This window comes from Neobacillus sp. S1227, from assembly GCF_055385255.1.
Window position 1 is genome coordinate 5,767,146 of the sequence record NZ_AP038276.1, and the last position, 21,845, is coordinate 5,788,990.

The 21,845-nt window shown below is 41.4% G+C and carries 21 protein-coding genes; 2 read left to right on the forward strand and 19 right to left on the reverse strand.

Translation table 11 applies throughout. The annotated features are described in order from the left end of the window. Nucleotides 1-25: 25 nt before the first annotated feature. The 5 genes from ACZ5AE_RS28535 to ychF form a co-directional block, all read right to left on the reverse strand. Nucleotides 26-970 (reverse strand): YybS family protein, encoded by a 945-nt coding sequence (locus ACZ5AE_RS28535; RefSeq protein ID WP_464568350.1) that lies wholly within the window; start codon nt 968-970, stop codon nt 26-28. Between the two features lie 199 nt (nt 971-1,169). Continuing rightward, nucleotides 1,170-1,409, reverse strand: a complete 240-nt coding sequence (gene rpsR / locus ACZ5AE_RS28540; protein WP_173062335.1) for a 30S ribosomal protein S18 — start codon at nt 1,407-1,409, stop codon at nt 1,170-1,172. 52 nt (nt 1,410-1,461) lie between these two features. Then, the gene (gene ssb, locus ACZ5AE_RS28545; protein WP_464568353.1) at nt 1,462-1,974 is read right to left on the reverse strand and encodes a single-stranded DNA-binding protein; all 513 of its coding nucleotides are present in this window, start codon (nt 1,972-1,974) and stop codon (nt 1,462-1,464) included. 90 nt (nt 1,975-2,064) lie between these two features. Beyond that, nucleotides 2,065-2,352, reverse strand: a complete 288-nt coding sequence (rpsF, locus tag ACZ5AE_RS28550) for a 30S ribosomal protein S6 (protein ID WP_213147846.1) — start codon at nt 2,350-2,352, stop codon at nt 2,065-2,067. Nucleotides 2,353-2,863: 511 nt separating this feature from the next. Then, nucleotides 2,864-3,964, reverse strand: coding sequence for a redox-regulated ATPase YchF (gene ychF / locus ACZ5AE_RS28555; protein ID WP_464568355.1), 1,101 nt, complete (start codon nt 3,962-3,964; stop codon nt 2,864-2,866). Nucleotides 3,965-4,264: 300 nt separating this feature from the next. Here ychF and ACZ5AE_RS28560 point away from each other — a divergent pair, with 300 nt between their 5' ends. Continuing rightward, nucleotides 4,265-6,544, forward strand: coding sequence for an SH3 domain-containing protein (locus ACZ5AE_RS28560; protein ID WP_464568357.1), 2,280 nt, complete (start codon nt 4,265-4,267; stop codon nt 6,542-6,544). A gap of 41 nt (nt 6,545-6,585) precedes the next feature. Here ACZ5AE_RS28560 and ACZ5AE_RS28565 read toward each other — a convergent pair whose 3' ends face one another. The 3 genes from ACZ5AE_RS28565 to ACZ5AE_RS28575 form a co-directional block, all read right to left on the reverse strand. Then, nucleotides 6,586-8,592, reverse strand: coding sequence for a molybdopterin-dependent oxidoreductase (locus ACZ5AE_RS28565; RefSeq protein ID WP_464568359.1), 2,007 nt, complete (start codon nt 8,590-8,592; stop codon nt 6,586-6,588). Nucleotides 8,593-8,803: 211 nt separating this feature from the next. Further along, a complete protein-coding gene (locus ACZ5AE_RS28570; protein WP_464568361.1) occupies nt 8,804-9,001 on the reverse strand; it encodes a DUF951 domain-containing protein in 198 nt (65 codons plus the stop codon). A gap of 15 nt (nt 9,002-9,016) precedes the next feature. Further along, nucleotides 9,017-9,889, reverse strand: a complete 873-nt coding sequence (locus tag ACZ5AE_RS28575; RefSeq protein ID WP_464568363.1) for a mechanosensitive ion channel family protein — start codon at nt 9,887-9,889, stop codon at nt 9,017-9,019. Nucleotides 9,890-10,058: 169 nt separating this feature from the next. On the opposite strand from ACZ5AE_RS28575, the gene yyaC reads away from it, so the two are divergent. Beyond that, entirely contained in the window at nt 10,059-10,673 is a 615-nt protein-coding gene (gene yyaC, locus ACZ5AE_RS28580) for a spore protease YyaC (RefSeq protein ID WP_464568365.1), read from the forward strand. A 34-nt stretch (nt 10,674-10,707) separates the two neighbouring features. On the opposite strand, the gene ACZ5AE_RS28585 is transcribed toward yyaC, so the two are convergent. The 11 genes from ACZ5AE_RS28585 to rpmH all read right to left on the reverse strand — a co-directional run bounded on the left by ACZ5AE_RS28585 (nt 10,708) and on the right by rpmH (nt 21,376). Then, nucleotides 10,708-11,421: a DUF554 domain-containing protein gene (locus tag ACZ5AE_RS28585; RefSeq protein ID WP_464568367.1), complete on the reverse strand. Its 714-nt coding sequence runs from the start codon at nt 11,419-11,421 to the stop codon at nt 10,708-10,710. Between the two features lie 68 nt (nt 11,422-11,489). Next, nucleotides 11,490-12,338 (reverse strand): ParB/RepB/Spo0J family partition protein, encoded by an 849-nt coding sequence (locus ACZ5AE_RS28590; RefSeq protein WP_464568369.1) that lies wholly within the window; start codon nt 12,336-12,338, stop codon nt 11,490-11,492. Continuing rightward, nucleotides 12,331-13,092: a ParA family protein gene (locus tag ACZ5AE_RS28595; RefSeq protein ID WP_464568371.1), complete on the reverse strand. Its 762-nt coding sequence runs from the start codon at nt 13,090-13,092 to the stop codon at nt 12,331-12,333. The genes ACZ5AE_RS28590 and ACZ5AE_RS28595 overlap by 8 nt, the downstream gene beginning before the upstream one ends. A gap of 272 nt (nt 13,093-13,364) precedes the next feature. After that, nucleotides 13,365-14,228 (reverse strand): nucleoid occlusion protein, encoded by an 864-nt coding sequence (gene noc, locus ACZ5AE_RS28600; RefSeq protein WP_464568373.1) that lies wholly within the window; start codon nt 14,226-14,228, stop codon nt 13,365-13,367. Nucleotides 14,229-14,366: 138 nt separating this feature from the next. Next, entirely contained in the window at nt 14,367-15,083 is a 717-nt protein-coding gene (gene rsmG / locus ACZ5AE_RS28605; protein WP_464568375.1) for a 16S rRNA (guanine(527)-N(7))-methyltransferase RsmG, read from the reverse strand. 21 nt (nt 15,084-15,104) lie between these two features. Continuing rightward, nucleotides 15,105-16,994, reverse strand: a complete 1,890-nt coding sequence (gene mnmG, locus ACZ5AE_RS28610) for a tRNA uridine-5-carboxymethylaminomethyl(34) synthesis enzyme MnmG (RefSeq protein WP_464568377.1) — start codon at nt 16,992-16,994, stop codon at nt 15,105-15,107. A gap of 153 nt (nt 16,995-17,147) precedes the next feature. After that, nucleotides 17,148-18,533, reverse strand: a complete 1,386-nt coding sequence (gene mnmE, locus ACZ5AE_RS28615) for a tRNA uridine-5-carboxymethylaminomethyl(34) synthesis GTPase MnmE (protein WP_464568379.1) — start codon at nt 18,531-18,533, stop codon at nt 17,148-17,150. A 412-nt stretch (nt 18,534-18,945) separates the two neighbouring features. Then, on the reverse strand, nt 18,946-19,572 hold the full coding sequence (gene jag, locus ACZ5AE_RS28620; protein WP_464568381.1) for an RNA-binding cell elongation regulator Jag/EloR: 627 nt from the start codon (nt 19,570-19,572) through the stop codon (nt 18,946-18,948). Beyond that, the gene (gene spoIIIJ, locus ACZ5AE_RS28625; protein ID WP_464568383.1) at nt 19,569-20,342 is read right to left on the reverse strand and encodes a YidC family membrane integrase SpoIIIJ; all 774 of its coding nucleotides are present in this window, start codon (nt 20,340-20,342) and stop codon (nt 19,569-19,571) included. The genes jag and spoIIIJ overlap by 4 nt, the downstream gene beginning before the upstream one ends. A 236-nt stretch (nt 20,343-20,578) precedes the next feature. Beyond that, nucleotides 20,579-20,926: a ribonuclease P protein component gene (gene rnpA / locus ACZ5AE_RS28630; RefSeq protein ID WP_464568385.1), complete on the reverse strand. Its 348-nt coding sequence runs from the start codon at nt 20,924-20,926 to the stop codon at nt 20,579-20,581. 315 nt (nt 20,927-21,241) lie between these two features. Continuing rightward, nucleotides 21,242-21,376: a 50S ribosomal protein L34 gene (gene rpmH / locus ACZ5AE_RS28635; protein WP_066059809.1), complete on the reverse strand. Its 135-nt coding sequence runs from the start codon at nt 21,374-21,376 to the stop codon at nt 21,242-21,244. Between the last annotated feature and the right edge of the window lie 469 nt (nt 21,377-21,845).

Sequence of the window (21,845 nt, forward strand, 5' to 3'; positions counted from 1 at the left end):
ATTTTTCAGCTCCCAATCACAGTAGTCATGACTCTTTTTTAAACTTTTTCCGTAAATCAAAGCCTAAATCAATTATACCTAATATCCCTATAATATAAAGAAAAATCGGAATAATGAAGGAGAAAACAGCCAGGATAACTGCTACTGATTTAGAGATTCCTTTCGCATCAAGGTAATAAAACATAAAGGTATAGCCTTGAAAAATCATCAAGAATTGCAGTACATATGTAAGATTTAATAATACAGCAAATAGATATGTCCCTTCCTGAGGGTTTAGCACAATATTAGCAAACAGGGTAATCAGAAGATACCACAGCAGGCTTCTCGGCAGGCTGAGGTCTTTAAACGGCTTCCACTTTTTAACCTCAACTCCAAACCTTTTTACGATTGGATAGGATACTAGTTGAATCATCAATGTCAGAATAAAGGAAGTTAATACAAACAGTGTTGGAATCAAGGTTCTAACCATTTCTAATCCTCTAGTGAATTGTTTTACTGTATTTTCTGCTTGTTTTTCTTGCCCTAAATTCTTCAGCATGTCGGTTGACATTTTAATGGAATCCTTCATGGTAGTAATCATTTCATTGATGATATCCATGTTAAAAAAGATAATACTAACCGCATACATTCCAATGATATTAATCAATAAAACAAACGAACTGGCAACGAAGATTGTCATGCGCTCTTTTTTCTTTTGAATTAAATACCCCATTACTGCTCCTGTTGTTCCAAATGACAAGGCTAATGGAAGAGAGAGAAACGACCCGACAATAATGGAAAGAAGGATAGAAGCAACAATAAAAACAATAGTCCATTTTCCTTCATTTTTAGCCGCAAATAAAATAAAGGGAACAGCTAAAAACAAACTTGAGACCATTCCTACAAATGGTAAATACATCGATATTAGAAACAAAACCGTAAAGGCCGCTAAAAGCATGGCGCCTTCTGTTAACTTACGAACATTTTTCACTTCTTCACCTCGAAACTAAACGTTCTACTTCTTAATTTTAGCTAGATATAGCATGCTATTCAAATTTTTTGTAAATGAAAGCTCTTCGATTGGCATTCCGATAGGACAGTTCATGAGGGGGAGTTGAATTCATTCTTTCTTATCAGCTAATAAAAAGACAGCCAGGGCTCTCGCCTTGGCTGTCTTTTATGCAGCTTTATTATTCACCTGCAACGAATGGTAATAAAGCCATTTGACGTGCACGTTTGATTGCAACAGTCAATTTACGTTGATATTTAGCGCTAGTACCTGTCACACGACGTGGTAAAATTTTACCGCGTTCAGAGATGAATTTTTTTAGTAAATCTACATCTTTGTAATCGATGTTAGTGATACCATTTGCTGTAAAGTAACAAACTTTACGGCGCTTTGCGCGTCCGCCTTTGCGTCCTCCTGCCATGGAAATTCCCTCCTTCACTTTTTAAAAATTAATCCGATCTATTAAGGCTACATTAAAATGGAAGATCATCGTCAGAAATGTCAATTTGACCGCTTCCTGCAAATGGATCATCATTTACTTTTGTAAAACCTTGGTTGGAATTTTGTCGTTGATTCTGATTGCCGCCGCCAAATGGGTTTCCTTGCGGCTCCATTGGGGGTGCACCATAGAAATCGTTGCCTCTTCCGCCACCGCCGCCTGATGCGCCTTTCGGTTCTAAGAACTGAACACTCTCTGCTACAACCTCTGTAACATATACGCGTTTGCCATCTTGTCCTTCATAGTTGCGGGTTTGAATCCGGCCGTCAACACCTGCTAAACTTCCTTTTTTTAAGAAGTTCGCTACATTTTCTGCCGGCTTCCGCCATACGACACAGTTAATAAAATCTGCTTCGCGTTCCCCTTGCTGATTCGAAAATGCTCGATTTACAGCTAAAGTAAAGGTAGCAACCGCAACGCCGCTTGGTGTATAACGAAGGTCAGGATCTTTAGTTAAACGGCCAACAAGAACGACACGATTCATCATCAGAATCAACTCCTTTTCTCCCGGAAATGTTTCACATGAAACATTTTTTACCAGAAATATTTATATTTGTCTAGCTTCCGCTTTTCTATTCTACTCTTCTTCTTTAATTACGATATGACGAATGATATCTTCGTTGATCTTTGCAAGACGTGCAAATTCTTGAACTGCAGCAGACGAAGATGTTGTCTTAACGATTTGGTAGTATCCGTCACGGAAATCATTGATTTCGTAAGCAAGACGGCGTTTACCCCAATCTTTTGATTCAGCAGCTTCCGCGCCATTTTCAAGAAGAATGTTGTTGAAACGCTCTACAAGAGCCTTTTTTGCTTCATCTTCAATGTTTGGACGGATGATGTACATGATTTCGTACTTGTTCATCACAGTCACCTCCTTTTGGTCTAAAACGGCCCTAGTATGGGCAAGGAGCAATTATTCATTACTCACAAGTTGAAATTATAGCACATAGGCGATTGAAATGCAATTCCCTTCACATGAATGCCACTTTTTTCAAGATAGCTTAAAAAAATGGCCGCTATACCAGACTGTTGATTTCCGCTCCAGGGGCTCGCTTTCCGCTCCTATCAACAGTCTTTAATAATCAGCAAAGGGCTTTAATACTATTAAAACAAAAGGCTCTTTTCGTAAAGTTTGTTGTTTTTGGGAATAACACTGACCGTTCCTTTCCGCTACAGGCGCTCAGCAAACCCGCGGGGAGGAAGTCGAGCCTCCTCGACGTTCCGTCTGCGGGGTCTCGACCTTTCCTCTATTTCCCGCAGGAGTCAAGCGCCTTTCGCTCCAATCCACTCGGTGTTTTCAATATAGTTAAAAGCAACAATCTCTGAGAAAAGAGCCAAACAAAAAGAAGCTGACATGTGCCAGCTTCCAATTATTATACGTTAAAACGGAAATGCATGACGTCTCCGTCTTTTACTTCGTATTCTTTACCTTCCAAACGGACTTTGCCTGCTTCTTTTGCTGCATTATAGTTTCCGGCAGCAACTAGATCATCAAAGGAAACAGTTTCTGCACGGATAAAGCCACGCTCAAAATCAGAGTGGATGACCCCTGCACACTGAGGAGCCTTCATTCCCTTTCTAAAGGTCCAGGCACGAACCTCCTGCACACCGGCAGTAAAATACGTAGCTAAACCAAGCAAACTATAGGCTGCACGGATTAATTGGTCAAGTCCAGATTCTTCGATTCCAAGCTCTTCGAGGAACATTTTCTTTTCTTCGCCTTCAAGCTCGGCAATTTCTTCTTCAATTTTAGCACAGACAACAATTACTTCAGCATTTTCTTTAGCTGCATATTCCCGGACCTTTTGAACATACTCATTTCCGGACGGGTCAGCAACATCATCTTCACTGACGTTGGCCACGTAAAGGACTGGTTTAATAGTCAGAAGATGGAGGTGTTTAACTACTTTTAATTGCTCTTCTGTAAATTCAACGGACCTTGCAGGTCTTTCTGCTTCAAAAGCGTCGCGGAGCATTGCAAGCACTTCAAACTCTGCTGCAGAATCTTTATCCTTTTGCTTGGCCAATTTTTCCGCACGGCCGATACGTTTTTCCACCGTTTCCATATCAGCAAGAATTAATTCCAAATTGATGGTCTCGATATCAGAAATTGGATCAACCTTACCGGATACATGGGTAATATTTTCGTCGGCGAAGCAGCGTACCACTTGGCAGATCGCATCCACTTCACGAATGTGAGAAAGGAATTTGTTTCCTAATCCTTCTCCCTTGCTGGCGCCTTTAACAATCCCAGCAATATCAGTAAATTCAAACGCTGTCGGAACTGTCTTTTTCGGCTGAACAAGCTCCGTTAATTTTTGCAAACGATAATCCGGTACCTCTACAATCCCAACGTTAGGGTCAATGGTGCAGAAGGGATAGTTTGCCGATTCCGCTCCCGCCTGGGTAATTGCATTAAATAATGTGGACTTACCCACGTTTGGAAGCCCCACAATACCCGCTGTTAAAGCCATTCACGTTCACTCCTCAAGATAAAAATATCTATTTCAATTTTATTCATCCTAAAAATTACAAGCCTTTCACCATTATAGGCATTCGTTTGTAAAAAAACAAGAATGGACCTTTCCTGACTCAAGCACACGACATAAAACCTCATAATCTAAGAAAATTAGAAAAAAACACAGTTTTAATGCTACAATTTCCCTCAAATTTCTCTACTAAATTAGCAAATATGGTAAAATTTAATACAAAACTATTACTTTTTCCTTAACATTAGGAAAAAAATACATATTTATGAGTTATTGGGAGGAGAAATGGAAAAACAAGAGTTATTACCAAGCAGAGTAGAAAAATACAAAAATTCCCGTCCCCAACCTAGTGTTGTAAAGAAGGCCATATTGCCTACGTTTTGTTTTGCGGTACTGTCAGCGGCTGCCTTCGAAGAGGCCGTCTTTGCTGAATCCAATACAACACAAACCAGTAATGTCCAATCAGCCATTACAAAGTATGTAAATGTTGATAGCGGCTCACTTAATTTGCGAAAAAGTGCTTCCACAAGTTCTGCTGTACTTGCGGCTTTACCAAAAGGTACGGCTGTAACAGTTTATTCCGAAGTGAACGGCTGGGCCAGAGTCGCAGCAAGTGGAAAAAGCGGATATGTCAGTTCAAAATTTTTATCAAATCAAAATCCGGCAGCCCAGGCTGTACCGCCAACTTCAAGTACGACAACACTGAAATATGTAAATCTAGTCAGCGGCTCACTTAATATGAGAAGTGGTACATCAACGAGTGCCCCCGTTATAGCAAAACTCGCTAAGGGCACAGAGGTGAAATTCATTTCCGTAACAAACGGCTGGGCTAAAATTGAGGCAAATGGAAAAACTGGTTTTGTCAGTTCAGCCTATTTGGCAGACAAGCCTTCGGCAAGCAACAGTGTTACAGTACCTGCTCCACAACCAGCAGCAACGAAATATGTGAATATCGATTCCCGTTCCAAATTGAATATGCGAAAGAGCCCTTCCACAAGTTCTGCTGTTATTACAAAACTGGCAAATGAAACAGAAGTAACTGTCTATTCTGAAGCAAATGGATGGGCAAAGATAATCGTAAATGGCCAGGAAGGGTATGTTAGCGCTGAATATCTGGCTCCAGCAAGAGCAAACACAAATACAGAAACAAAAAAAGAAGAGCCCGTACCTGTAACCAAGTATGTAAACGTCAGCCTTGACTCCTCCTTAAATATGCGAAAAGGTGCCGCAGCAGATGCCTCCGTATTGGTTAAGCTGGCACGCGGGACCACAGTGACAGTTTTATCAGAAGAAAATGGCTGGGCAAAGATTGAAGCATATGGACAAACAGGCTATGTCAATCCGCAGTTTTTATCGGAAACAAAACCTGTTACTGGTACGGAGCCCGCTCCAGAAAACAATCCAACACAACAAGATCATGCTTCAGTGGAGAAATATGTAAGTGTCGTATATGGCTCTAGCTTAAATATGCGTGCCGAGGCTTCCACAAAAGGTGCTGTCTTGACAAAGCTAGCTAGAGGGACGATTGTAACAGTCAACTTCGAAGAAAATGGCTGGGCAAAGGTTACAGCAAATGGACAGACAGGTTATGTTAGTGCACAATACTTATCTGCTTCAGAACCACTTAATCCAAATGTAACCAACGGCAATATTGATAAGGTTTACGAAAACTATAATATCAGTCTGACTGACATGGTAAAACTAGAAATGGGCGTGAGTCCGCAGACAGATAAGAAATACTCAGCCTTCATCCGTGCTGATTCCTTAACATTAAATGGCCCTGCAAGCGGAACTGTAAATAGTGGCGTTTGGAATGTAAGGGGCGGCGCCGGCACAGACTATTGGTCAATCGGTCAGGTGAAGGCACAGGAACAGTTACAAATACTTGGTACAGTAAAAGGGAAGGACGGATATGACTGGTACCAAATCTCCTACAATAAAACGTGGGTAAATGCCAGTCCGGAAGATGTCACCTATTATGTTAATCCAACGAATTTCCTAAATACGACAGTTGATTCCCTGCAATTTTTAAAACTTTCGGCTACAGCCAATCTTAATGCAGATGAGGTTAACCAAAGGATCCTTTCCGGAAAAGGGATTTTGCATGGAATGGCGTCCTCCTTTATAAGGGCCGGACAAACATACGGAATCAATGAAATTTATTTAATTTCCCACGCCTTATTAGAAACAAGTAACGGCACATCCAAGTTAGCCACAGGCATAGAGTTCAACGGGAAAACTGTTTACAATATGTATGGAATTGGTGCTTATGATACTACCGCTTTAGAAAGCGGCGCCCTATTTGCCTTTAATGCCGGATGGTTTACACCTGAAGCAGCCATTATTGGCGGTGCCCAATTTATTGCCAACGGCTATATTAATGCAGGTCAGGACACTCTTTATAAAATGAGGTGGAATCCTGGTTCAGCTGCGGCAAAGGGTGCCGCAACACATCAGTATGCTTCTGATATTGGCTGGGCGGCAAAGCAAGTTTTCCAGATTCATAACTTATATAGTTTACTTGACTCATATAAACTCATTCTGGAGATTCCACAATATAAATAGAACAGAAGGGGCCCGACATTATATGGGCCCTATCCTCATGATTATATTTTTTCGATTGCAACAAGACAATCGTATAAAGTACTTCCAAGCCCATTGTCAGACTCTCTGCTGGAAGTCAGGTTATTGACAGACCCGCCAAATTCCTTCCAAATTCCCTCATCAATATTAATCGTATTAGGATGGGCCGTCGCCAAAATGGACACATAACCCTGTACTTCACCACGATCATTCCAAACTCTTACATAATCATCTGATTGCAAGCCATGAGCGTCAGCAATATTTTGCGCTACTTCCACTTTCAATTTAATCTTCCCACCCAATAAATGATAGTTCTGTGAGTGGTTTGACCTTAGTGGGTGAATCGTTAATAGGCTGTAAGGGAATTTTTCAGCCATGCTTGGATTCGACCATTTTGACTCATCTGGTACGGCTAGCGTCAGCAATCCGCCAGCCCCTTTTTGTTGCCCTGTCAGGGAAGTAAATTCAAATTTCCCAGACGGTGTTTGAAACTTCCGATCCTGCCAAGGAACCTTTTGTACAGGTAACTCTAACGCATGCTGGTCTTTTAACCTTTCCAATGTAAAGCCTTTGCTTGCTAATGATTTTAAAGTCATCTTCAGCCATTCATCCCTTGAATAATCAAAATCTTTACCGAACCCCAGCCGCTCGGCTAACTGCGCCCATATCCATAAATCTGGTTTTGCCTCACCTGGAGCCGTAATAAGCTTTGGTCCGTAATTGACATAATGATGGTACATCGATGAATAGTACAAATCTTCTTCTTCGAAGACGGTTGTAACAGGGAGGATATAGTCAGCCAGCTTCGCCGTGTCTGTCATATATTGCTCCATCACTACAAGAGTTTCAACAGATGAAAATGCTTTTGTCACTATTGTTGAATCAGGGACTTGGGTCAACGGATTCCCGCATGTAACAAAAATCATTTTAATCTCTGGGTTCACGGCCGACAAAATTCCTTCTGCCTGTTTCATGATTGAAAATAAGCGATGATTTTGCCTGCGGCTTGGCATAGTTAATTCAGCAAAATCAAAGCTTTGTCCAACCTGAAGATTGGCATAGTTTGCTCCGCCGCCCGGAATTCCGATATTCCCGCTCACTGCGGCAAGGGCGTCAATCAAGCGAATCGTATTGCCGCCATTTTGGTACCGCTGCAGGCCTAGCCCCATAAAAGTAGCTGTTGGTTTTTCAGCATAAAGATAGGCTAGCTCTGTTATGTTTTCTTTAGAAACTTCCGTCATGTCACTGATCGTTTCTAAAGAGATTCCGTCAAGAAGCATGGCTAAATCAGCAAATCCAAATGTATAGTTCTCAATAAAGTATCGGTCCTCCAGCCCCAAACGAAGCATCTCTTTGATAATTCCAGCGGCTAATATACCATCCATTCCCGGTTTTATCGTTATATGTTTATCAGCAACTTTTGCTGTTGCGTTAAAGAGCGGGTCAATCACATATAGCTTGGCGCCCTGCTTTTTCACTTCCAAAAGCTTTTCGTAAAAATGCATATTAGTCCGGGCAGCATTTCTCCCCCAAATAATGATATTTTTACTGTTCATAATATCATTTGGTTCATGGCTCCAGGCATTGCCGAAGTCCCATTTCTGCGCTTCGATTCCCGAGCCCCAGCAAAGCGAACCATAAAGTTCGGTAACGCCGCCATAACAATTAAAAAAGCGCTGGTCGAGATTTTTCAAAATACCATTATTGGCGTAGTCATGACTGTGCAGCACAGCCGTTGTTCCATAACGTTCTTTTATATCCTGCAATTTGGCTGCTATTTCATCTAGAGCCTGTCTCCAGGGAATCTGCTCAAATTTTCCATTTTTCTTTTTTAAAGGGTGCAAGAGCCTTGCTGGTGAATTCGTCCTTGTTTCAAGCATCCGGCCTCGGCCACAAATCTTCCCCTTTGTGATAGGATGGTCAGGATCTCCTTCCACCTTTATTACTCGGTTATTTTCCAAAGTAACCTTTAAACCGCAGCTATCCCAGCAGTTCAATGGGCACGCAGCCTTGACAACTGTTTGAGCCAATTTCTCCACCCCCAAACTTTGAATCTACTATTTCTATTTTAATATTAAGGATAATCTATCATACTTAGGAATTAGTCCAGCTCCAGCGCCTAGGGAACGAAGGTTTACAGCCAATCCGTCAAGAAGACTAAAAGTCAGCCTTCTTGACAGCTCATCTTATGCCTGTCGCGCATGGTCAAAGCACTTCCGCTTTTCGTTGAAGCATGAAATATTATTCTTCATGTTTCACAAGAATCTTCTTCATTTTTCGGGAAAATTCCCTTCTTGGAATGAGAACACTATGCCCGCAGCCTTCGCATTTTATCCGGATATCCATGCCCATCCGGATGATTTTCCAGCGATTGGTTCCGCATGGGTGCTGCTTCTTCATCTCGACAATATCATTAATCCCAAATTCCTTTTCTTCCATTTCAATCACCTGCCTCTAAACACCAGTAACTGGATTTTTTGATAACATGACAATATTTGGATATGAAATATCAATTCCATTTTGGTCCAATTCTAATTTGATATCTCTTCGAATATTCCTTGCCAGTGCAGCGTGTTTCATCGGTTGGGTTTCAGCCACAATTCTTAGTGTCACCTCTGTTGGACTAAGATTTTGTACACCCAGGAGTTCAGGGCTCTTCACTAATTCCTCATACCTTTCCTGCATTGTCTTCAAGAGGTTTTCGATTACCCGCTGTGCTTTTTCTATATCCTCTTTATAAGGAATGGCAATATCTACAACGGCGACACTATTATTTATCGAGAAGTTCGTTACTTCTAAAATGCTTCCATTAGGGATAATATGAACTTCGCCTGTCCAACTTTTAATTTTCGTTGTTCTTAAACCTATCGTTTCAACATTTCCTTCAAACTGGCCAATCCTCACATGATCTCCTACTGAAAACTGATCTTCAAAAATAATAAAGAATCCGGTAATAACATCCTTTACCAAACTTTGTGCGCCAAACCCTACCGCTAAGCCAACAATTCCTGCACCTGCAAGCAGAGCCTTGACATCAATGTTCATAACCGAAAGAATCGTCAGGAAGGCAATAAAATAAACCACATAAGATAGTATATTATCGAGAAGCTTGGATAGAGTTTCCTCCCGCCGGACATTGGTTCTAAGCGGCGAAATGTTTCTTATTTTAAATATGTTATGAATCATTACTTTGCCAAACCGAATTAATAATTGCGCAACAATAATAATAGCAATAATTTTAAGAAGGCCTTCACTTAGGTTCAACCATGTATCTTCATTTTGCAATTTGGCAATGATTTTTTTTAATCCCTTTTCTGTAATACTCATTAACACACCTTCCTTTAAGCTTAACAACTGCCATTACTATTTTAACAATTTTTCAAAGGAGTTAATAGCGTTCTGAATTTTTCTTTTTCTGTAAGGATATGTATAGTTTCTCTAAATTTTCCGTATACTGTTAAGGCAGATGAGCGAAAAGATTTAGGGAGTGGACTTAATGAATCTTAAAGCTTTCATGTTTGACAGGAAGGCTAAGACACAGTTCATGCATGATGACCTGCATGCCGCTGAAAGTTTAGCTGATGAACTGCTTCAACATATTCCATCAGTCACAAGTCGTCCCATCGTTTTTGTTTGTATTGGTACTGACCGCTCAACAGGAGATTCATTAGGGCCACTTGTTGGGACGTTATTGGAGGAGAAGAAACTCGAATCCTTTTATGTGTATGGAACTTTAGATGAGCCGGTTCACGCTGTTAATTTAGCACATAGACTAGAGGAAATAAAAGCCTTGCATTCAGACCCCTATATTATCGGTATAGATGCCTGCCTAGGCCGCAATAAAAATGTTGGTGCCATTCAGGTAGGGCAAGGTCCTGTTAAACCAGGGGCTGGGGTAAATAAGGAGCTGCCCCCTGTTGGCGAGCTTCATATTACCGGAATCGTGAATGTCAGCGGGTTTATGGAGTTCTATGTATTACAAAATACCCGTCTAAATTTAGTTATGAAAATGGCCAAAACCATTGCAAATGGAATTTACCAGGCTGGCCTGCTGCACAATAAACAAAGCTGGACCAACCTGGAATGGATAGAAGAAGAGAAAACAAATTAAGAGCAATGGATTCTCATTCCATTGCTCTTTCTATTTATAAATAGTGATGGTAGCTATATAAAATCGTCACAATCACTCCGGTCACTAGAATGGCAGGGAGGAGGTTGGCGACTTTTATTCTTGTTAAGCCTGTAAGGTTTATCCCAATTGCAAAAATCATGATACCGCCTACTGCAGTCATTTCAACAATAAACTGGTCCATCAGGATCTGGGGAACAAAACGGTCAATTTGCGTGGCAAATAGGGCAATCAAACCTTGATACAGCACGACTGGGATAGCAGAAAAAATAACGCCTATTCCCAATGTCGTAGTTAAGATTAAGGCAGTAAAGCCGTCAATTAGTGCCTTTGTATAAAGAACATCATGGTCGCCGCGGATCCCGCTGTCAAGTGCCCCGATAATGGCCATGGCGCCAATTACAAAAATTAACGTAGCTGTAACAAAGCCTTCAGCAATACTGCCCTTACCGTTTGAACCAACTTTATTTTCCAGCCAGCCCCCAAGATCATTTAATTTTTCTTCAAGCTTTAGAAGCTCACCTAACACTGCCCCTACAACAAGACTGATAATCACAATAAGGAAATTTTCACTTTTTAAACCCATCTGCAAGCCCAAAACCATGACCGATAAGCCAATTGCATACATGACGGTTGTTTTCATGCTTTCAGGAATACGATTTAATAACTTCCCCAAAAGGGTACCAACAACAATTAACAATCCATTCACTAGTGTGCCTAACAAAAACATGCTGTCCTCACCTTTTTTCTCTATTATGAAAAGGAATCTCTAAAAAAATAAACCATCCCGAAGATGGCTTATTCTGTATCATCAGGTCCCAAAAGCGATAGAATTCGATCCAAATCCTCCTGGGAGAAAAATTCAATTTCAATTTTCCCTTTATTCTTGTTTTGTTTAATGTGCACTGATGTTCCAAACCGTTCCCTTAATGAATGCTCCCGTTCTTTAATAAAGACATCCTTCTTTTCCGGCTTTTTTGTTTCACGTGGAACATTTTCGTTTAGCTGCTGAATCAGCTTTTCAAGCTGCCTTACGTTTAATGATTCCTTGATAATCTTTTCAACTAAAGCGGCAAGCTTTGCTTTTTGCCGAAGCCCCAATAGAGCACGTCCATGTCCCATTGTAATCTTGCCTTCTGAAATTAACGATTGGATGTTTGGAGGCAGGGACAATAGACGGATATGGTTAGCCACATGCGGCCGGCTTTTCCCAAGACGTTTTGCTACTTCTTCTTGAGTCAGCTTCAGCTTCTCCATTAAGGTGCTATAGGCTTGTCCTTCTTCAATTGGATTTAAATCCTCCCGTTGAAGATTTTCAAGGACAGCCAATTCCATCATTTGCTGCTCGGAAAGTTCTCGGACTACAGCTGGGACTGTTTCAAGCTTTGCCTCTTTTGCGGCCCTAAACCTGCGTTCCCCTACCACAATTTCAAAACCCTTTATGCTTTTTCTTACAATAATCGGCTGCAGGATTCCATGTTCTAAAATGGATGCTTTCAATTCTTCAATGGCTTCTGGTTGGAAATGCTTGCGAGGCTGGTAGGGGTTTGGACGTAAATCCTTTAGTTTAATTTCTTGGACTGTCTCCTCTTTGCCAGCTTCCATTGTAAAAAATGCATTCAGGCCTTTTCCTAAGCCCTTAGCCATGCGAGACCACTTCCTTTGCTAAATCTAAATATACTTCAGCGCCCCGGGACCTGGCATCATAATTAATAATTGGTTCCCCATGGCTTGGAGCCTCACTTAGACGGACGTTTCTTGGAATAATGGTTTTATACACTTTATCCTGGAAGTACTTCTTCACTTCCTCAATGACCTGGATGCCAAGATTAGTTCTTGCATCTAGCATTGTTAATAATACACCTTCAATTTTTAGTTCCTGATTCAAGTGCTTTTGCACCAGCCTTACCGTGTTAAGTAATTGACTTAATCCCTCCAAGGCATAATATTCACACTGCACAGGGATTAGCACGGCATCAGATGCTGTTAAAGCATTAATCGTCAATAAGCCTAATGATGGCGGACAATCAATGATCACATAATCAAATTGATCTTTCACCTCTTCCAAAGCTCGTTTTAAACGAACCTCCCTGGAAATGGTCGGCACTAATTCTATTTCCGCTCCTGCCAGCTGGATCGTAGCCGGGATTGCGTATAAATTTTCCACCGCTGTCGCCTTAATGACTTCCTTCGCTTCCACATCATCTACTAAAACATCGTATATACACTGGTCGACCTCTGCTTTTTCAATACCGATTCCGCTTGTTGCATTTCCTTGCGGGTCAATATCAACTAATAAGACCCGTTTTCCTATATGTGCTAAGCAGGCGCCCAGGTTGACAGAAGTAGTCGTTTTACCGACTCCGCCTTTCTGATTCGCGATTGCAAGGATTTTACCCACGATGTCACCTACCCTTTAATTCTCCCAAAATTTCAATCTCTTATTCTATTAAAAATATCCCTATTTTGACATTATCCACCAAATGATATGGGAAGTCCATTCCTTTATTTTATCATGAATTTGGGCGGATTTTGTTTTTTTTCAAAAAATAATACAGCCAGGGTCGATACATATTTTTCCTAAATGGGATTTTCATGGGGGATGATAAAATCATTGTAAAACTAAAAAGAACCAAACAGAAAATTGTCTGGTTCTTTCGATTTTAGTTTATTTTATTTTTTCTTTGGGATGCGAATTGTAAACTGATAGAAATCCTCAAATTCCTCTTCTTCAGAATTCAGATTAATTCCGCTGTCTGAGACCATTGATAACGATTGGCGAATGGTATTGACAGCAATTCGCATATCTTTGCTGAAAGCCTTCCGCTTTGGTTTCGGCTTTTCGTTTTTTTGCTCCAGCAGTTTGACGACGCGGTCCTCCGTCTGTTTAACATTCAAGTTTTTCTCAATTATTTCTGTAAGCAAAGCCACTTGCAGTTCCGCAATCTTGAGCGGAATAAGGGCACGGGCATGGCGCTCGGTAATCGTCTTATTTAATAACGCATCCTGTATAGGCTGAGATAATTTAAGCAGGCGCAGCTTATTGGCAACGGTTGACTGCCCCTTGCCAAGGCGTTGAGCCAAAGCCTCCTGAGTGAGGTTGTGAAGCTCAAGCAGCTTGCTATAAGCAATCGCCTCTTCAATCGGCGATAGCTCTTCCCGCTGAAGGTTTTCAATAAGAGCAACAGAAGCGGTCTGCGAATCGTTTAAATTTTTTACAATAGCCGGAGCTTCTTCCCAACCTAATTTCTTCATCGCCCGCCAGCGGCGTTCCCCAGCGATAATTTCATATTGGCCGGCAGCAAACTCTCTTACAACAATCGGCTGTATTATACCATGTGTATGAATGGTTCTGGATAATTCCTCAATTTTCTGTTCATCAAAAACTGTTCTCGGCTGAAATCGGTTAGGAACAATTTGGTCTATCGGTATTTTCTTAATTTCTTCGTTTTTCTCTATATTCAGCTCTTCTTCAAGCTCAACAGTTTGTTCTCCCTTATCAGCAAAGCCAAAAAAGCGTGAAAATGAATTTTTCATCCCCGACACCACCTTTACGAAAAACTCCCTTTTATTTATTCTCTATGTCGATACATTCTTCCTGCCTAGGATATCATTTTTATCGCAAAATTGTCAGCCCTAAGAAATATCCAATCCCATCCTAACCTTCAAATTCCCCTATTCAATTGGGGTCTTTCCAGGAACACCCGGCTTACGCGGGTATTTTTTGGGCGTTTGTTTTTCTTTATTTATGATGATGATCGTTCTGTCGAATTCCTCAATCGGCAGATTAAAGGTGTGAGAGTTGAGGATTTTGCCGCCAAGTGCTGCAATTGCTTTTTGGCCCATCTTTAATTCTTCCTCTGCATTGACTGCTTTTAGTGCCAGGAAGTGCCCGCCGACTTTGACAAGTGGAAGGCAAAGCTCACTTAATACAGACATTCTGGCAACCGCCCTCGCTGTCACCACATCAAAGCTTTCCCGATAGTTTGGATTAACACCAAATGTTTCCGCACGGTCATGAACGAATTGGACCTTTTCCAAGTTTAATGTCGCTGCCAAGTGATTTAAAAATGTGATCCGCTTATTTAACGAATCCACAATCGTTACATCGATATGAGGAAAGGCAATTTTCAACGGAATGCTCGGAAATCCTGCACCTGCCCCAACATCACAAAGTCGGAATGGTTTGGTAAAGTCAAAATAAAAAGCAGCTGAAATTGAATCATAAAAATGCTTTAAATAGACCTCGCCCTTTTCCGTTATCGCCGTTAAGTTCATTTTTTCATTCCACTCCACCAGCGTTTCATAATACTTTTCAAACTGGCCGAGCTGGGTGCTGCTTAGGGCTATTCCCTTTTCCTTTAAACTTGTTTCAAATTGTTCGATATTCATAAAAGTTTCTTCCTCACTCCATTATTCATTGGCGATTCTGGCGATCCGTCCTTGTTCCAAATAAACAAGCAAAATAGAAATATCCGCCGGATTTACCCCGGAAATTCTGGAAGCCTGAGCGAGTGTTAGCGGCCTGATTTTCTTCAGCTTTTGCTTTGCTTCTGTTGCTAACCCACTAATGGCATCGTAGTCGATATTTTCTGGTATCTTCTTATCTTCCATTTTCTTTAACCGCTCGACCTGCTGCAATGATTTTTCAATGTAGCCTTCGTACTTAATTTGGATTTCCACTTGTTCTTTGACCTCATCATCTATAGGAACTTCTGACTTTGTCAATGTCTCGAGCAGTTCATATGTCATTTCCGGCCTTTTCAATAAATCTGAGGCTCTAATTCCGTCTTTTAATTCACTGCCGCCTGTGTTTCTGATTAATTCTTGAACTTGGGCAGAAGGTTTTAAAATAACAGAACGCAATCTATCCTTTTCTGTTTCAACTGCTGCTTTTTTAGCTAAAAATGCTTGATACCGCTCTTCTCGTATCATGCCGATTTTGTGACCTATTTCAGTTAACCGCAAATCGGCATTATCATGACGCAATAAAAGGCGGTATTCTGCCCGTGAAGTTAACAGGCGGTACGGTTCATTCGTACCCTTTGTAATTAAATCATCAATCAGCACACCAATATATGCCTCAGATCGGCTTAGTACAAGCTCTTCACGGCCAAGTGCATTTAATCCCGCATTAATCCCCGCCATTAAACCTTGTCCTGCTGCTTCTTCATAGCCTGATGTGCCATTAATTTGTCCGGCAGTATAAAGATTTTTAACCACTTTTGTCTCTAAAGTCGGCCACAGCTGTGTTGGAACGATGGCATCGTACTCAATTGCGTATCCAGCCCGCATCATTTGGGCTTTTTCAAGTCCTGGGACAGTTTTAATGATTTGCTGCTGTACATCTTCAGGAAGACTTGTCGATAATCCCTGCACATACACTTCCTTTGTATTTCTTCCTTCCGGCTCCAGGAAAATTTGGTGGCGAGGCTTGTCGTTAAAACGGACCACTTTGTCCTCGATGGATGGGCAATAACGCGGACCTGTTCCTTTGATCATTCCCGAGAACATCGGTGAACGATGAAGGTTTTGGTCAATGATGGAATGTGTTTGATCATTTGTATAGGTTAACCAGCATGGGAGCTGATCAGTAATGTATTTTGTTGTTTCATAAGAGAATGCCCTCGGCTCTTCATCGCCGGGCTGAATCTCTGTTTTGCTGTAATCAATGGTGTTGCTGTTTACCCTTGGTGGTGTTCCTGTTTTAAAGCGGACCAGCTCAAACCCGAGCTGTTCTAAATGCTCTGAAAGCTTGATCGATGGCTGCTGATTGTTCGGGCCGCTGGAATATTTTAATTCACCAATGATAATTTCGCCACGAAGGAAAGTTCCTGTTGTAATAACAACAGTTTTCGCATGGTATATTGCACCTGTTTTAGTAACTACACCTGTGCAAACTCCATCTTCGACAATCAATTGCTCAACCATGCCCTGAATTAAGGTTAAGTTTGGTTCCTCTTCCAAGGTCTTTTTCATTTCATGCTGGTAGGCAAATTTATCGGCCTGGGCCCTGAGCGCACGGACGGCTGGACCTTTACCTGTGTTCAGCATTCTGATTTGAATAAGGGTTTTATCGATATTTTTGGCCATTTCACCGCCAAGTGCATCAATTTCCCGGACCACAATCCCTTTTGCTGGCCCTCCGACTGAGGGGTTACATGGCATGAACGCCACCATATCCAGATTAATGGTAATCATTAAGGTTTTCGCACCCAGTCTAGCCGCCGCGAGGCCCGCCTCACAGCCGGCGTGGCCGGCCCCAACAACAATGACGTCATAATTTCCTGCTTCGTATTGCATGGTTTTCCTCCTTTTCCGTTTTTTTAAACGGAAAAATTACTCTATATTTTTTTGCCCATATTAATCGACGTTTTAGTTCCGCCAAACCGCTATAAACAATGATAGCTGAAGCCTCATCCTGCCCCTGGCAGGCCGCAACGCCGCACTGCGGTCTTACTTTCCTAAACAGAACTGCGAGAATAACTGGTCAATCAGACTTTCATGGACGCTGTCCCCGATAATTTCCCCCAGCAGCTCCCATGTTCTTGTTAAATCAATTTGCACAATATCGATTGGCGTTCCAATTTCCACACCTTCAATTGCTTCTTCTATAGCCCGTAAACTTTGATTCAACAGCGCAATATGGCGAGTGTTAGAAACATAAGTGGCATCCTTCGCTTCAATTGAACCGGCAAAGAACAATGAAGCAATTGCCTCCTCAAGTTCATCAACGCCGCGTTCCTCTAATAAAGAGGTAGTAACCACCTTATGGTCTTTTGCCAATTCCGTCACCCGGTCTATATCAATTTGTTTAGGCAGGTCGGTTTTGTTGACAATGACAATAACGTCCATTCCTTTTACTGCTTCAAAAAGATTTTCATCTTCTTTTGTCAGTTGATCGGAATAGTTCAGCACCAGCAAAATAAGGTCTGCCTCTTTTAAAACTTGGCGGGAACGCTCGACACCAATCCGTTCAACAATATCCTCAGTTTCCCTTATACCAGCCGTATCCAATAACCTTAGCGGCACGCCGCGGACATTTACATACTCCTCGATAACGTCCCTTGTTGTCCCTGGGATATCGGTGACAATCGCTTTATTTTCATGAACAAGACTGTTTAATAAAGAGGACTTCCCGACATTAGGCCGGCCGATAATTACGGTCGACAATCCTTCCCGCAAAATTTTCCCCTGCTGGGAGGTTTGCAGCAGTTTATTTAATTCTTCCCTTACATAATGAGCCTTCGGTAAAAGCATTGTATGTGTCATCTCTTCTACGTCATCATATTCCGGGTAGTCAATATTCACTTCAATGTGGGCCAGGATTTCAAGAATCTCCTGTCTTAACCGGCGAATCAGCTTGGAAAGACGCCCTTCCATTTGTCCTAAAGCGACATTCATCGCCCGGTCAGTTTTTGCCCGGATTAAATCAATGACTGCTTCCGCCTGGGACAAATCAATCCGTCCATTTAGAAAGGCACGTTTCGTGAATTCGCCCGGCTCTGCAAGTCTTGCGCCGCCATTTAAGACAAGCTGCAATACTCGATTGACGGACACGAGACCACCGTGGCAGTTAATTTCCACTACATCCTCTTTAGTAAAAGTTTTCGGGCCCTTCATCAAGGAGATCATAACCTCTTCTGCTACTTGGCCGCTTTTCGGATCAATAACATGGCCATAATGAATCGTATGGGAGGACATTTCCGCCAATTTCTTTCCGCTGACACTTCTAAATAGACTATCTGCAATTGGAATGGCCTCATTCCCACTCAATCGGACAATAGCAATGGCTCCCTCCCCCATCGGTGTCGATATGGCCGCTATTGTATCAAACTCCATTTTTTTCACCTCGCAAACATTACAATATTTATATAAAGTTTCGATTTTGCTACAAAATAATAGAATACCACAAAAAAGCCAGCCTTTGCAGTTAACTGGCTGGAATTATCCACACTTGATAATACCTTGTATTATTTTAACTTATCCACATGTGAATAACAATAAAACACATTTTAGTAAAGAAAAAGTTATTCACAGCGATTTTTTTAAAAAACAGCAAAAAAGGCTGTTAATTTCCGCCCCACTAAGGAACGCTTCCTTGCATAATCATCGCAGGGACAGGCTGCTCTTAGCCTTTCCCGAGGCGCTTGTATTCCGCGGGTGGTACGGGGAGCCTTGCCACTTCCTTAATCAACAGGTGTTTAATATTTTCTTTTCCTAATAAAAAAACACCCTGCCTTTTGGCAGGGTGTTATCTTGATCTCACTGGTGATATCACAACATGGCGATGGGGTTCAGCTCCATCGGAAGAAGTTTTGACCCGTTTATTTTCGGATAAGGCAGTATGAATAACTTTACGCTCGTAGGATGGCATTGGTTCAAGAGCGACGTCTTTTCCTGTTTGAACGGCTTTTTGCGCCAGGCGGTTGGCGAGCTGTATCAGTGTTTCATTTCGTCTGTTTCGATAATCCTCAGCATCCAGAAGCACAGTAAAATATTGCTCCGAATGGCGGTTTATCACTAATTGCGTTAAATATTGAAGAGAGTTCAGTGTTTGTCCACGCTTCCCAATAAGCAGCGCAATTTTCTCACCTGTCAAAATAAACAGCACCTGCTTACCTTCGCGCTTCACATCGATACTAACAGGTGCGCCCATTTGATCGCCAACTTGCACCAGGAACTTCTTAGCTTCTTCAATCGGGTCATGGATTACGGTCACCTTTACTACCGCCGGCCGTGATCCGAAAATGCCAAAAATCCCTTTCTTACCTTCATCAATGATGTTTATTTCAGTGCGGTCCTTTGTTGTCTTTAATTGAGCTAAAGCTGATTCTACTGCTTCTTCGACTGTTTGTCCTGTAGCAGTTACCTGTTTCACTTTTTTGCTCCTCCCGCATTACCGGATGCCTGCGCTTTTAAATCCGGTCCTTTAATAAAATAGGTTTGCACAATCATAAAAATATTTCCGACAACCCAATACAAGGAAAGAGCTGCTGGGAAATTGAAAGCAAAAATAACAATCATAATTGGCATCATCCAAAGCATCATCGCCATTTGCGGATTCTGCTCCTGACCAGCCATCATGATTTTTTGCTGAATAAATGTCGTGATCCCCGCTACGATCGGCAGGATATAATATGGATCCTTTTCACCTAGGTCAAACCATAGGAAGTTATCCTGAGCAATTTCTCTAGTTCTCGAAATTGCATGATAAAACCCGATTAAAATCGGCATTTGAATGATTAATGGGAAGCAGCCTGCCATTGGGTTAACCCCATGCTTTTGGAAAAGGGCCATCGTTTCCTGCTGAAGCTTTTGCTGTGTCTTTGCATCTTTTGAACTGTATTTCTCACGAAGTTTTTTCATTTCCGGCTGCAAAGCCTGCATTGCTTTTGAACTTTTTGTCTGTTTAATCATCAGCGGCAGGATCACCAGGCGGATTAGAATAGTAACAACAATAATGGATAATCCAAAGTTCCCACCAAGTAAATAAGCCATTTCTTTAATTAGCCATGATAATGGATAAACAATATATTCATTCCAAAAACCTGTACTCTCTTCCGTGATTGGTTTATTGAATTCACTGCACCCAGTCAGCAGCAGGAAAACAGAAAGCAGTCCGAATAACAATAATATTCGTTTGTTCAACCGGTTTTTCCTCCTTATTCCTTTTATAATAGATAATTGCTTGTCCCCGTTTTAGCTAAAAAGAAGTATAAATTCAACTATACCTCATGAACCGTACTAACGGACTCGCCAATTGGCGAGTTTCCATTTATGTATTTCTCCTGATGCTATGTTCTTAAAGGATATTTTATCATTTTTTTACAGGTTATGTCTGCTCAGTTTGTGCTGAATTTGGCTAGTTCCTTACCAATTATCGCCTAATCATTTTTTCTTAAAACCTTACCAACCTTTAATACATGAGTTAGACTGCTTTTGATCTCAAAAAAGTCCATATCGCTGGCGGGCTTCCGGGCGATAATCACATAATCATTTCCTGGCGTTAATTGTTCTTTCAGCTCAAAAATTGCTTGCCTGACATATCTTTTAATTTGATTTCTTGTTACTGCATTACCTAGTTTTTTACTGACAGACAATCCAATTCGAAAATGGTTCTGTCCTTCTTTTTCTAATGAATAGACAACAAATTGCCGGTTGGCAAAAGAACGACCTTTTTGAAAAACCACTTGAAAGTCCTGATTCTTTTTAATTCGGAGCTCCTTTTTCATAAAATCGAACAGTCCTCCTTATTCTAAAGGCTCTGTTAATCAGGTCTGTTGATTTCCGCTCCAGGCGCACGCGGTTCGCGGGGGGCCGGGGAGCCTCCTCGCTGCTCCTGCGGGTCTCCCCAGGACCCTACTCCCGCAGAGTCTTCACGCCTTCCGCTCCAATCAACGTTGTTCTGAATCAAAAAGCATTTTTTTAGCTAATAAGAAAGTATAAATTCAGCTACGCCTCATGAACCCGTCCTATCGGACTTGCCAATCGGCGAGTTTCCATTTATAAAGTCATTTAAAAAAAGACCACTGAGACGTTTCAGTGGTCTAAGCTGATAATACTTTTCTTCCTTTACGGCGACGACGAGCAAGAACTTTACGTCCGTTTGCTGAACTCATGCGGCTACGGAAACCGTGAACTTTGCTGTGCTTACGCTTATTTGGTTGATACGTTCTTTTCATTATATTACACCTCCCAGAGGATAAGCCTATAAATTTAAAACGACAGTCCTACTTATTATAAAGATGTTAACTTTAAATTGTCAACTACTGTCCTAATATTGTTACCTTTTCCCAGATCCCTTAGATTTGGATTGGTAAGAATTATTTTGCCCGTTTAGATAAAAAATAGCCTGAAGGCCCCTCTCAGCTAACTGTGGATAATAAATCGACAAATTTCGGACTATCCACACAAGATATTGACAGGATTTTCACAAATTATCAACCTGTGGACAATTTTCATGCACAGCCTGACGGGGTTGTGGATAAATCTCGAAAAACCATTGCAAACCTTGATATTATTTGTTATTATATTTGTGTTTTCACTCTGAATAACTTTGTCACCCATAACCTTTATCCACAAACTGTGGATAACATGTGGACAGCTTATTCTTCGGTTCTGTAAAAACTTGTCCACAAGAGGTGGATATTG